Genomic DNA, 12,028 nt, shown 5'->3' on the forward strand with positions numbered 1-12,028 from the left:
GTCAGCGGTCCTCTCCCCAGACGCGCGCGATGGCTGCCTCCAGCTCGAGCCCGATGTCGTAGCGCTGGCCCTCCTCGACGACCCAGCGACCCTCGACCATCACGCGCTGCACGTCCTCGGCGGAGGCGGCGAAGACGACCGCGCCCTCGTCACGGCCCGCACCGGCGGTGCGCGGGCTGGCCGGGTCGACGACCACGAGGTCGGCACGCTGCCCGACGGCGATGGCGCCCGCGTCGGGCCAGCCCAGCGACGTGTGGCCGTCGGTGGTGGCTGCGGTCAGGAGCTCGGCAGCGGTCCAGTGGCCGCGCTGCTGGGTGGCCAGCCGCTCGTCGAGCTCGAGGGCGCGCATCTCCTCGAACGGGTCGATCACCGCGTGGCTGTCGGACCCGAGGGTCAGCCGGGCACCGGCGTCGTGGAGCCGCCGGCTGGGCCCGATGCCGTCGCCCAGGTCGCGCTCGGTGGTCGGACAGAAGCTGGCCGAGGCGCCGGCTCTCCCGATCAGCTCGATGTCGTCGTCGGTCAGGTGGGTGGCGTGCACCACGGTCGACCTCGGCCCGAGCAGGCCGTGGTCGGCGAGCAGCCGCGCCGGCGTGACGTCGTACGTCTCGAGGCAGGCGCTGTTCTCGGCGACCTGCTCGGAGAGGTGCACGTGGAACGGGCGGTCGGCGAGGCGGTCGGCGACCGAGGCGAGGTCGGCGGCGGGGACGGCGCGCACCGAGTGGACCGCCATCCCGGTGACCAGGTGCGGCGACGCGGGCAGGGCGTCGACGCGGTCGGCCCACGCCTCGACGCTGCCGTCGGTGTAGCGGACCTGCGCACCCTCGGGCGGTACGCCGAACCCGGAGGAGAGGTAGAGCGTGTCGAGCAGCGTCACCCGGATGCCGGCCTGGCGTGCCGCCTCGACCAGCACCTCGCCCATCTCGTTGGGGTCGGCGTAGGGCGAGCCGTCGGGGCGGTGGTGGAGGTAGTGGAACTCGCCGACGCAGGTGATCCCGGCCGCGGCCATCTCGCGGTAGGTCGCCCGGGCCAGGGCGAGGTAGGTGTCGGGGTCGAGCCGCGTGGCGACGGCGTACATCTGCTCGCGCCAGGTCCAGAAGGTGCCGCGCTCGCGCTGGGTGCGCCCGCGGAGCGCGCGGTGGAAGGCGTGGCTGTGGGTGTTGGCGAGGCCGGGGACGACGAGGCCGCGCACGGGGATCGCGCGGGGCGGGTCGCTGTCGGGCGTGACAGAGGTGAAGCGGCCGTCCTCGACCTCGACCAGCACGTCGTCGAGGAACCGGTCGTCGACCCAGGCGCGCTCGAGGAGGTACGCCGTCACGTGGGCGCTCCGGGACGAGCCAGCTCGGCCAGCACGTCGGCCAGCGCCTCGACGCCGGACAGGCAGTCGGCGGTCTCGGCGTGCTCGTCGGGCGAGTGGGAGACCCCCGTGGGATTGCGGACGAAGACCATCGCGGTCGGGATGCCGGCATCGGAGAGGATGCCGGCGTCGTGGCCGGCCTGGGTCGGGATGACCGGCCAGTCGCCCAGACCGGCGAGGCGGGCGGCGAGGCCGGCGTCGAAGCCGACGGAGCCGGAGACCGACTCGGCGGTGACGGTGAGAGACGTGCCGTCGCGGCCGGCGCGGTCGTCGGCCTGGCGCTCTATCGCCTCGACCATCTCGGCGAGACCGGCGTCGGAGGAGGCCCGCGCGTCGAGCCACGCGGTGACGAGCGAGGGCACGGCGTTGGTGCCGTTGGGCTCGACGGCGATGCGGCCGAAGGTGGCCCGCTGCCCGGCGAGGCGGGCCTGCTTGTTGGCGGCCAGCGCCGTCATCGCGTAGGTCAGCATCGGGTCGCGACGGTCCTCCATCCGCGTCGTACCAGCGTGGTTGGCCTGCCCCGCGAAGTCGAAGCGCCACCGTCCGTGCGGCCAGATCTCGCTGGCCAGGCCGACGGCGACGCCACGGTCGACGAGGTCGCGCCCCTGCTCCACGTGCAGCTCGACGAAGGTGCCCACCCGGTCCAGCGACAGCAACCCCGCCGACGGGTCGTGCCCCGCCTCGGTGACGGCGTCGGCGAGGAAGACCCCGTCGCGGTCGCGCAGCTCGCGCGCCTCGTCCCACGTCGTGGCGCCGGTGACCAGGCGCGAGCCGAGGCAGGCGCGGCCGAACCGCGACCCCTCCTCCTCGACGAACACCCCGATGCCCAGGGGACGGCCGGGCTCGAAGCCCCGCGCCCGCAGCGTGTCGATGGCCGCGAGCGCCGACGCCACGCCCAGCGGTCCGTCGTACGCCCCGCCGTCGAGGACCGAGTCGAGGTGCGAGCCGGTGAGGACCCCGGGCACGTCGGCGCGCGGGTCAGAGGGCTCCCACCAGGCGACCTGGTTGCCGATGCCGTCGATCTCGACGACCAGCCCGCGCGCCGCGCACTGCTCGGCGAACCACGAGCGCAGCTCGGACTCGGCGGCGGTCCAGGGCTGGCGGAAGTAGCCACCCGAGGACGCCGAGCGCCCGACGGGTGCGAGGTCGCGCCACATCTGCTCGAAGTCGGGAGTCGGGGCCATGCGTGCAGTCCACCGGGATCGCGGGACGCGGTCAACGCACGCGCCTGGCGCGTCGTCTCGGATCCGAGACGGGCGCCCATCCGCGTCACCCGCCGGCCAGCCGGGGTGCCTAGCCTGCTGCCATGGAGTTCCGTGAGGTCGTCCGCAGGCGGCGCATGGTGCGCCGCTACTCCAGCGAGCCGGTGGACCCCGCCGTCGTCGACCGGATGCTCGAGCACGCCCAGCGCGCGCCCAACGCCGGCTTCACCCAGGGCTGGGCGTTCCTGGTCCTCGACACCCGGGAGGACGTCGCGCTGTTCTGGGAGGCGACCGGCGCGGATCCCGACACCCGCAACGCCTGGCTCGACGGCATGCGCACCGCACCGGTGGTGGTCGTGCCGCTGACCAGCAAGGCGGCCTACCTCGACCGCTACGCCCAGCCCGACAAGGGCTGGACCGACCGCAGCGAGGACCGCTGGCCGGTGCCGTACTGGTGGGTCGACGCAGGCATGGCCGCGATGCTCGTCCTGCAGACCGCGGTCGACGAGGGCCTCGGCGCGTGCTTCTTCGGCATCCCCGGTGAGCACCTGGCGTCCTTCCGCGAGGCGTTCGGCATCCCCGACGACCACGCGCCGGTCGGCGCGATCACCGTCGGCCACCGCGAGGCCGACGCCGGCGCGGCGGGGTCACCGGCGCGTCGAGAGCGGCGGACGGACGTCGTGCACCGCGGGCGATGGTGAGCGCAGCGGCTCGAGGGCGGACCGCACCTGCCCGAGCAGCGGGCGCGCGGCGGGGTCGAGGCTGAGGCACGCGGCCAGCAGGTCGTGCACCTCCTCGGGCAGCTCGTCGAGCCCCTCGGGCGCGACCGGCATGCGTCGGTGCACCAGGGGCCAGCGGCGACGGCTCTCCCACGTGGCCTCGTCGCCGTACGGCGCCGTGCGGGCCAGCGCATCGACGAGCGTCATGCCGAGCCCCCAGACGTCCGTCGCCGGCGACAGCCCGCGGCCGGTCGCCTGCTCGGGGGCGAGCCAGCCGCGGGTGCCGGCACCTGGGCGTCCCCTGCCCGGCCGGCCGGCGAGGCTGAGGTCGATCAGCACCGCCTTGCCGTGCTCGACCACCACGTTGTCGGGCTTGAGGTCGAGGTGGAGCCAGTCGTGGCGGTGGAGGTAGCCGAGGACCGACGCGAGCTGACAGCCCAGCTCGGCCGCGTCGGCGAGGCCGAGCGGCTCGTGCTCGACGAGCGCGGACAGGGTGGCGCCGCGCAGCGTCTCGAGGACCACGGTCGGCGGGTCGTCGAGGACGTCGTACCCGCGCACCAGGTGGGGGTGGGCCAGCGTCGTGGCGAGGTGGCCCTCGAGCAGGACCGCCTGCCGCACCCGCGGGTCGTCGCGACGGTCGGCCCGCAGCAGCTTGACCACGCACCGGGTGCCACGGGCCTCGTCCCAGGCGTCCCACGTCTCGAGCCGGCGGCCGTCGGCCAGCAGCGCGAGCGGGCGGTAGCCGGCCGGCAGGTCCCCCGTCGGCGTACGACGCCGGCTCACGCGGGCACCTCCACGAGGGTCGGGGCGAGCTCCACCACGCGGTCGACGTGCTCGAGCACGGCCGGGTCGTGGGTCAGCACGACCACCGTCCGCTCGCGAGGGCGGGTCGTGAGCGCCACCATCAGCCGTCGCGCCGCCTCGGCGTCGAGCCCGGTCGTCGGCTCGTCGAGCACGAGCACGCGTCCCGGGCGCAGCAGGGCACGAGCCACCGCGAGCCGCTGCCGTTGCCCGCCCGAGAGGGTCCGACCGCGCTGGCCGATGCGGGTGGCGTAGCCGTGCGGAAGGGCCTCGACGAAGTCGTGCGCCCCGGCGTCGCGGGCCGCCGCGCGCACCTCGGCGCGCGTGGCGTCGGAACGCCCCAGGACGAGGTTGTCATGGACTGTCGCGTCGAGCATCAGCTGCTCCTGGTGGACGACGGTGACGGCCTCGCGGACGGACGCCGCGGTGTGCGCGGCGACGTCGTGCCCGTCGATCTCCACGACGCCGGAGTCGGCGACGAGCTGCCGCGCCAGCAGCCGGCCGAGGGTGGACTTGCCCGCACCGCTGGGACCGACGAGGGCCACCACCTCGCCCGCAGCGACGTCGAGCGAGACGTCCTCGAGCGCCGGGCGCTGCGCGCCGGGATAGGTGTACGACACCTCGCGCACCGTCAGCGTCCCCGGTCCGGGAGGCAGCGGGCTGGCGCCGTCGCGGTCACCGCCGGCGGGTTCGTCGAGCAGCTCCACGACCCGCTCGACGCCCGCGCTCGCGGAGTAGAGGGCGGGCACCAGGTCGGCCAACGTCCGTACCGGCCCGAAGCACTGCATGAGGAGGGTGAGGAACGCCAGCAGCCCGCCCAGCGTGAGCCGCCCGTCGGCCAGCGACCAGACGCCGAGCCCGACGACGACCAGCACGCCGACCAGCTCGGCCAGGTCGACGAGCGGGAGGAAGAGCGCGCGGATGCGGCTGGCGGCCAGCTCGGCGCCCGCGATGGCGCGGTTGTGGTCGTCGTACGACGCCACGGCGCGGTCCTCGCGGCCGTAGGACTGCACGAGCGCGGCGTTGCCCAGCGCCTCCTCGGTGACGCTGCCGAGCGAGCCGCCGCGCCGGCGACGCTCCCGCGAGACGTCGCGGGTGAGCCGGGCGAAGCGGGTGGAGACCCACCAGAAGAGGGGGACGACCACGAGCGAGGCGAGCGCGAGCTGCCAGTCCATCCACACGAGCGCGCCGACCAGCACGAGCAGGCGCACCAGCGCGCCGACGCCTTCACTGACCTGCGACACCATGAACCGCTCGACCGCGGCGACGTCGGAGGTCAGCCGCGTGAGGGTGTCGCCGAGCCGTCGGCGGTCGTGGGTCGCCGCCGGCAGCGAGAGCACGTGGGCGAAGACGTCACGGCGCAGGTCGACGAGGAAGCGCTGCGAGACGTACGTCCCCAGGTAGTCGTCGCCCCCGGAGACGATCCCGCTGGCGACGTTGAGGCCGATGTAGAGCAGCGCGAGCACGAGGAGCGGTTCGAACGCGGCCGGCACCAGCACGTCGTCGACGAGCCGCTGGTAGAGGAACGCCTCGGCGACCGCGATCGCCGGCGCAGCCGTGAGGAGGAGCAGCCCGAGCAGCAGCCAGCCGCGCAGGGGACGCAGCCGCGGCCAGAACCGGCGGGCGATGTCGACCGGTCGGAGCGCGGCAGCGACGTCGACGAGGGCCTGCTGCTCGGGGGCAGCGCGCAGCAGGCCGGCAGCGCGGCGGCGGAGGGACATGGGAGCTCCTGCGACAGGGCGATGGGGGTCGGCGGGGGGTCGGCGACGAGCGGGACGGGTGGGCGGCCCGGGGGTGGGGCCGCCCACCCGTCGTGGTGGCGCAGCGGGGCGGCGCTCAGCTGGAGCGCGAGCGCGACCGGCTGCGGTTGCGACGGCGCCGACGACGCCGGCGACGGCGTCCGTCGTCGCTGGAGGAGTCGCCGCGGCGGGCCTGGACGGCCGGCGTGAGGGCGGTGAGGATTCCGGATCGGGCCATGGTGGCCTCCTTCGGTTGCGGTGTCCGGGTCTTCCCCGGCTGACGTGGAGGACTCTGGTCGCGCGTCATGACGTGACGATGAGTTGTCGGTGAGAGCGCCCTCATGGAGCCGGGCCATGCCTTAGGTTCGGCGCATGACCGACCGCGTGGTCACCGCGCTGCAGGCTCTCGTCCGCATCCCCACCGTCTCCGACCGCGACCCGGCACGCGTCGACAGCGACGCCTTCGACCGGCTGCTGGCCGAGCTGGCGACGCAGTTCCCCCTGCTCCACGAGCGGCTGGACCTGACGCGGGTCGGCAGCCACGGCCTCCTCTTCCGGTGGGCGGGCGCGAGCGCCGAGCGCCCGGTCGTGCTGATGGCCCACCTCGACGTCGTACCCGTCGACGAGGACGCGCCCTGGCAGCACGACCCCTTCGGCGGCGAGGTCCACGACTCCCCCACCGGGCCGGCGATCTGGGGTCGCGGCACCCTCGACGACAAGGGCTGCGTCGCCGCGATCTGCGCGGCCGTCGAGACGCTGCTCGAGGCCGGGCACGAGCCCGCGCAGGACGTGTGGCTGTCCTTCGGCTGCGACGAGGAGGTCAGTGGCACGGCGGCGGTCGAGGCCGTCGAGGTGCTGCGCGGACGCGGCGTCACCCCGTGGCTGGTGCTCGACGAGGGTGGCGCGATCGCGGCCGGCGCCTTCCCCGGCGTGAAGGCGCCGCTCGGCGTCATCGGCGTCACCGAGAAGGGCACCACCTCGCTCGAGCTGGTGGCCGAGGGGCGCGGCGGGCACGCCTCGACACCCGCGCGCAACGGCCCCACGGCCCGCATCGCCCGCGCGATCCTGCGCATCGAGAAGTCGCCCTTCCCGGCATCCGCGCCCGCGCCCACGCTGGAGCTGATGCGCCGCCTGGCGCCGCACGTGCCACTACCGCTGCGACCCCTGCTCGGCCGGGCCGACCGCCTGGCGCCGGTGGTCACGCGGGCGCTGCTCGCGGCGGGCCCGGAGGCCGCGGCCATGACGCGTACGACGGTCGCGGCCACCACGCTCAGCGGGTCCCCGGCGCTCAACGTGATCGCCTCGACCGCGAAGGCCGGCCTCAACATCCGGGTGATGGTCGGCGACACGGTCGCCGGCGTCGTCGAGCACATCAGGAAGGCCGTCGACGACGACTCGATCCGCATCGACGTGGTCGAGTCCGGCGAGCCGTCGCCGGTCTCGCCGATGGACGACGCCTTCGAGCTGCTCGAGGCCTGCATCGGCGACGTCTTCCCCGACGCGGTCGCGACGCCCTACGTGATGATGGCGGCGACCGACTCGCGGCACTTCACCGCGATCAGCGATCACGTCTACCGCTTCGCCCCCTTCCGGATGACCAAGGCGCAGCGCGAGGCGATCCACTCCTACGACGAGCACATCGGCGTGGCCGCCCTCGTCGACGGCGCCCGGTGGTACCAGCTGCTGATCGAGAGGCTCCCTGCATGAACACCCCACGACGTTCTTCTCCCCCGCTTCGCTCCTCCGAACAACGCCGCAGGGACCCCGCATGAGCGAGATCCCGCCGACCCCGCTCCAGCTCCCGCCCGCCCACACCGCCGTGAAGGGGCTGGCCGCGATCGTCGGCTTCCTGGTGCTGGTGGAGTTCGCCAGCGGGATCCTGCAGGGCTACTACACGCCGATCTACCCGCAGATCGCCGAGCACCTGTCGATCAGCGAGGGCGACATCAACTGGTTCGAGGCCGCCCAGCTGATCGTCAGCGCCCTCTGCATCCCGCTGCTCGCGCGCCTCGGTGACCTGTCCGGGCACAAACGCGTGCTGCTCGTCTCGACCGCCGTGACCGCGCTCGGCTCGTGGTGGTTGGCGTTCGCACCGTCCTTCACGACCTTCCTCGTCGGCTGGGCGATCCAGGGCGCGTACGTCGTGTGGCTGCCGCTGGAGATCGCGATCATCCACCGCCGTACGCGGCGCTCCGGCCGCCAGGAGCTGCTCACCCGGCGCGGCGCCGCGATCCTCGTCGGATCCCTCGAGCTGGCCGTGATCGTGGGTGCACTCAGCAGCGGCCTGCTCGTCGACTCCCTCGACATGAACCTCCTGCTCGCCCTGCCCGCCGTCGTGGTGACGGCGGTCTTCTTCGTCATCCTCTTCGGCATCGAGCAGGCGCCCGGCGACGACACCGGTGGCATCGACTGGACCGGCCTGGCGCTGGTCACGGTCGCCCTCGGCGTGCTGATGGGCGGCCTGGTGTGGCTGCGGCTCGACGGCGCGGGCTCCCTGCTCGGCTGGGGCACGATCGCGCTGTCCGTCGTGGTGTTCGCTGCGTTCTGGCGCTTCGAGCTCCAGCACCCCGACCCCATCGTCGACGTCCGCCTGCTCTCCAGCCCGGCGCAGTGGCCCGTCCAGGTCACCGCCTTCCTGTTCGGCATCCCGGTCCTGGGCGGGCAGATCCCGCTGTCGACCTATGCCCAGGCCGACCCGGCCGAGCGCGGCTACGGGCTCGGCGCCGACCCGGCCTTCATCTCCACGCTGATCGGCCTCTACGTCGTGACGTTGGCGATCGGCGCGTTCACCCTGCCGCTGACGACGCGGCTGCTCGGCGGCGTACGACGCGCGCTGGTCGTCGCGTGCTGCCTCGTCGGCCTGGGCTACCTGCTGTGGCTGCCCTTCAACTCCGAGACGTGGCACGCCCTGGTCAACATGGGCATCGCCGGCCTCGGGTCGGGTGCGCTGGTCGCCGCGCTGCCGGCCGCCGCGGCCGCCGCCGCGCCGCCCGAGCGCACCGGCATCGCGACCGGCATGACCAACGGCACCAAGACCGTCGGCGGTGCGATCGCCTCGGCCGTGTTCGCGATCGCGCTCACCGCGACCGGCTCGCTCGACGCCACGTCGGAGCAGGTGGCTCCCTTCGGCGGCTACCTCACCGTCTGGGCCGTCTGCGCCGGCGCGTCGTTCCTCGCCGCGCTCGCGCTGCTCGCGGCTCCGGCGCACGCCTTCAGCGACCGGCCGACATCTTCAGCGATCCCCGGCTGACCGGGGATCCCTGCACATGTCGGCCCGTGCACGGCCTGACAAGTGCAGGCAGTGCCTGACTCATCGCCGCGATCAGTCGACGCCGAGACGTTGGCGGCCGTGCCCGCGCCGCCCAGGGCGGGTCAGGCACCCGGGCGCTGCTCGCGGGAGCTGAACACCGACTCCGGCCGCTCCAGCCGCACCCCGTCGACGGTGAGGTCGACCAGCTCGTTGTAGAACGCCACCCGGCCGGCGACCGTCCCCACCGCCGGCGCAGGTGTGGAGTAGGACCATGCGAGGTTGGCGATCCCGGGCGGGCCCGGCCAGCTCCAGTAGCCGTCGGTCCGGCCCTTGTACGGGCAGTACGAGACGTTGTCGGTCGGCTCCATCAGGTCGAGCCGGACGTCCTCGACCGGCAGGTAGAACCGGGTCGGGAGGTGCGTCTCGAAGAGCAGCACCGGCCGGTCGCTGCGTGCGAGGGTCACGCCGTCGACGGCCACCTCCACCTGGCGCGAGCTCGCGATGGCCTCGACCCGCTTGTGCGGGTCGCGCGGGTGCCCGGTGACCGGCTCGTCCTCCTCCGTCCAGTCGAGCAGCCCCGGCTCCCACGTCAGCACGACGCGGTCGGCGACCGCCTCGTCGTCCAGAGTCCACGCGGACGCGGGCAGCAGGTGACCTCCCACCTCGAGGTCGTACCACTGCACCACCGCGACCTGCGGGCTGAAGAAGGAGAATCCCTCGCGGTCGGGCGGGTCAGTCGGCGCGAGGACCCCCTCGGCGACCTCGTCGCGCCGGAAGGCGTAGACCGGCGGGAACCTGCCCTGCCAGACGAGAAGGGGCTCGCGGGACTCGACGACCACCTCACCGGCGAGGCGACCCCGGACCCACTTGTCGATCGGCTCGGTCCGCACCATCTCGCCAGTGTGCTCCCGCTCCGGGCGCCGCGCCATGGACGGTCGTCGCCGTCAGCTCGTGAGCGCCACCTCGAGGCGGCCCAGCCCGGGACCGGTGAGGTCGGCCAGCGCCTCGGACCGGCCGGAGGTCGTCAGCAGGAGGGACACCAGCGGACCGTGCACCTCGTCCCCCTCGCCGTGGCGCCAGTCGGTGTCCGTCGCGACCAGGCGGAGCCGCGCGACGCGCTGCTTGCCGCCTCCCAGCCCGACGGACGTCCTGAGCTGGTGGGCCAGCGCGCGCTGGACCGTCTCGGTCGGGTAGTCGCGGCGCAACCCGAGCGGGCGCCGGATGTCTTCCCCGTGGACGACCTCCTCGACGAGCCGGCTGTCGAGGGGCGCGGGAGGAGTCGTACGACGTCCCGCCACCGCCCGCAGCCGATCGAGCGTCTCTGCGGGGGTCGCGCCCTTCTCACGCGCGACCCCGGTGTCGTTCTGGCGGTCGAAGTCGAACCGCGCGCGCACCATGGCGACCACGATGCCGAGCCGCGTGGTCCGCGCGTTGTCGATGAGGTGCGCGGCGACGTCGTGCACCGTCCAGCCGCCGCACAGCGACGGCACCTCCCACTGCTCAGGCGTGAGCCCGTCCAGGTCGTCGATGAGCGCCCTGCGCTCACGGTGCACCAGCTCCCACACGTCGGTCATGCGGTCACCCTGACAGGGCGCACGGACAGTGGCGCCCGGACAGTGGCGCCCGGACGGGTCAGCCGCCGGCGTGCGGCCGGTTGGCGAGCGCAACGGCGCTGTCGTCGGCGGGCATGACGAACCACAGGATCGGGTAGACCAGGAACTGGCTGCCCGGGAGCACCATCAGCAGCACGAGGAAGAGCAAGCGCGAGACCCAGGGGCCGAGGCCGACCCGGCGACCGATCCCGGCACAGACGCCGCCGAGGATGCCGCGGTCCGTCGAGCGGACCAGCCCGTTGCGGGCGAAGAAGGCGCGTACGTCGTCCATGGTGTTCCTCCGGTCGGTGCGGGTGTTGGTCCCAGAATGCCTCGCAGCACGCCGCCGCACCATCGGGGTCAGCCCCTGCCCCACCCCGAGCCGTGGCCCGGGGCTCCCCCGGGCGACCTAGGCTGGGCGGACGGAGGTGATCGTGATGTCCGACCTCGAGCCGTCCCCCGACGAGTCCGGTGTGGAGCCCGTCCGCAAGGAGCGCGAGCGCGACGACCGCACCGGCCGCTCCGCCGCAGCCGCCCGCATCGCGCAGCAGGCCACCTGGGTGGACCTGCAGGTACGCCGGGCGATGGAGCGCGGCGAGTTCGACGACCTGCCCGGCCAGGGCAAGCCCATCGAGGACCTCGGCGTCGAGCACGACCCGGACTGGTGGGTCAAGAAGCTCGTCGAGCGCGAGAACATCGCCCTGCTGCCGCCCGCCATCGCCCTGCGCAAGGAGGACGCCGAGCTCCACGACCGGCTCGACGACATCACGGCCGAGAGCGAGGTGCGGCGCGAGCTCGACGACTTCAACAGGCGGGTGGTCGAGACCCGGCGACAGCTGCAGGGCGGCCCACCGGTCGTGACCCCCACCCGCGACGTCGACGCCGAGGTCTCGGCCTGGCGCGAACGGCGTACCGCCCGGATCGAGGCGCAGCGTGCAGCTCTGGCCGCGAACCGGCCTGTGCCGCGCAAGCAGCCCTGGTGGAACCGCCGGCGCAACCGCTGAGGCACGCGCAGCTTCAGTCCCAGTCGAGCCCGCCGCGACGCCACTCGTAGGCGTAGGCGAGCGAGAGGTTCAGGATGAACAGCATCACGGCGAGGTAGCCGAAGCTGCCGAGCTGGTCGAAGTGCACCGCCCACGGCACCAGGAACATGATCTCGACGTCGAAGATGATGAAGGTCATCGCGACGGTGTAGTAGCGCACCGGGATGGTGCGGGCGTTGCGGCCGGGATCGGAGACGGGCTGGATGCCGCACTCGTAGGAGTCGAGCCGGGCGCGGTTGTAGCGCTTCGGTCCCGGAGCTCCACGGGTCGCTCCTCGGTGGAGGGCGAGTGCCCCAGTCCTAGCAGGGCGACAAACAGCATCGCGTCG

The 12,028-nt window shown here is 73.8% G+C and carries 12 protein-coding genes and 1 pseudogene; 4 read left to right on the forward strand and 9 right to left on the reverse strand.

The window, feature by feature from the left end; all coding sequences use genetic code 11:
• Window position 1: 1 nt before the first annotated feature.
• Window positions 2-1,315, reverse strand: a complete 1,314-nt coding sequence (locus tag HOO61_RS02800) for a formimidoylglutamate deiminase (protein WP_172256714.1) — start codon at window positions 1,313-1,315, stop codon at window positions 2-4.
• Window positions 1,312-2,538 (reverse strand): allantoate amidohydrolase, encoded by a 1,227-nt coding sequence (locus tag HOO61_RS02805; RefSeq protein WP_253941957.1) that lies wholly within the window; start codon window positions 2,536-2,538, stop codon window positions 1,312-1,314. The genes HOO61_RS02800 and HOO61_RS02805 overlap by 4 nt, the downstream gene beginning before the upstream one ends.
• Window positions 2,539-2,660: 122 nt before the next feature.
• On the opposite strand from HOO61_RS02805, the gene HOO61_RS02810 reads away from it, so the two are divergent.
• Window positions 2,661-3,257, forward strand: a complete 597-nt coding sequence (locus HOO61_RS02810) for a nitroreductase family protein (protein WP_172256716.1) — start codon at window positions 2,661-2,663, stop codon at window positions 3,255-3,257.
• On the opposite strand, the gene HOO61_RS02815 is transcribed toward HOO61_RS02810, so the two are convergent.
• The 3 genes from HOO61_RS02815 to HOO61_RS02825 all read right to left on the reverse strand — a co-directional run bounded on the left by HOO61_RS02815 (window position 3,204) and on the right by HOO61_RS02825 (window position 6,053).
• Complete coding sequence (locus HOO61_RS02815) at window positions 3,204-4,058, reverse strand: serine/threonine-protein kinase (protein ID WP_172256718.1); 855 nt, start codon at window positions 4,056-4,058, stop codon at window positions 3,204-3,206. The genes HOO61_RS02810 and HOO61_RS02815 overlap by 54 nt on opposite strands.
• A complete protein-coding gene (locus HOO61_RS02820; protein ID WP_172256720.1) occupies window positions 4,055-5,797 on the reverse strand; it encodes an ABC transporter ATP-binding protein in 1,743 nt (580 codons plus the stop codon). Before HOO61_RS02820 ends, HOO61_RS02815 begins: the two co-directional genes overlap by 4 nt.
• Before the next feature lie 115 nt (window positions 5,798-5,912).
• Window positions 5,913-6,053 carry a hypothetical protein gene (locus HOO61_RS02825; protein ID WP_172256722.1) on the reverse strand — a complete coding sequence of 47 codons (141 nt, stop codon included), beginning with the start codon at window positions 6,051-6,053 and terminating at the stop codon, window positions 5,913-5,915.
• 134 nt (window positions 6,054-6,187) lie between these two features.
• Between HOO61_RS02825 and HOO61_RS02830 the strand changes: the two genes are divergently transcribed.
• Together HOO61_RS02830 and HOO61_RS02835 are read left to right on the forward strand one after the other, a co-directional pair.
• Window positions 6,188-7,522: a M20/M25/M40 family metallo-hydrolase gene (locus HOO61_RS02830; protein WP_172256724.1), complete on the forward strand. Its 1,335-nt coding sequence runs from the start codon at window positions 6,188-6,190 to the stop codon at window positions 7,520-7,522.
• Between the two features lie 61 nt (window positions 7,523-7,583).
• A complete protein-coding gene (locus tag HOO61_RS02835; protein WP_172256726.1) occupies window positions 7,584-9,065 on the forward strand; it encodes an MFS transporter in 1,482 nt (493 codons plus the stop codon).
• A 122-nt stretch (window positions 9,066-9,187) separates the two neighbouring features.
• Here HOO61_RS02835 and HOO61_RS02840 read toward each other — a convergent pair whose 3' ends face one another.
• The 3 genes from HOO61_RS02840 to HOO61_RS02850 are packed head-to-tail and all read right to left on the reverse strand — an operon-like array spanning window position 9,188 to window position 10,949.
• Window positions 9,188-9,958: a DUF427 domain-containing protein gene (locus HOO61_RS02840; protein ID WP_216658527.1), complete on the reverse strand. Its 771-nt coding sequence runs from the start codon at window positions 9,956-9,958 to the stop codon at window positions 9,188-9,190.
• Between the two features lie 51 nt (window positions 9,959-10,009).
• Window positions 10,010-10,639 carry a maleylpyruvate isomerase family mycothiol-dependent enzyme gene (locus HOO61_RS02845; protein ID WP_172256730.1) on the reverse strand — a complete coding sequence of 210 codons (630 nt, stop codon included), beginning with the start codon at window positions 10,637-10,639 and terminating at the stop codon, window positions 10,010-10,012.
• Between the two features lie 58 nt (window positions 10,640-10,697).
• Window positions 10,698-10,949, reverse strand: coding sequence for a PspC domain-containing protein (locus HOO61_RS02850; RefSeq protein ID WP_172256732.1), 252 nt, complete (start codon window positions 10,947-10,949; stop codon window positions 10,698-10,700).
• Between the two features lie 145 nt (window positions 10,950-11,094).
• Between HOO61_RS02850 and HOO61_RS02855 the strand changes: the two genes are divergently transcribed.
• Entirely contained in the window at window positions 11,095-11,661 is a 567-nt protein-coding gene (locus tag HOO61_RS02855) for a DUF1992 domain-containing protein (RefSeq protein WP_172256734.1), read from the forward strand.
• A gap of 13 nt (window positions 11,662-11,674) precedes the next feature.
• On the opposite strand, the pseudogene ndhC reads toward HOO61_RS02855, so the two are convergent.
• A pseudogene (ndhC, locus tag HOO61_RS02860) lies at window positions 11,675-11,953 on the reverse strand (NADH-quinone oxidoreductase subunit A); the annotation flags it as partial.
• Window positions 11,954-12,028: the final 75 nt, after the last annotated feature.

This window comes from Nocardioides sp. zg-1230 (genome assembly GCF_013155335.1).
In the GTDB taxonomy this organism is placed as follows: domain Bacteria; phylum Actinomycetota; class Actinomycetes; order Propionibacteriales; family Nocardioidaceae; genus Nocardioides.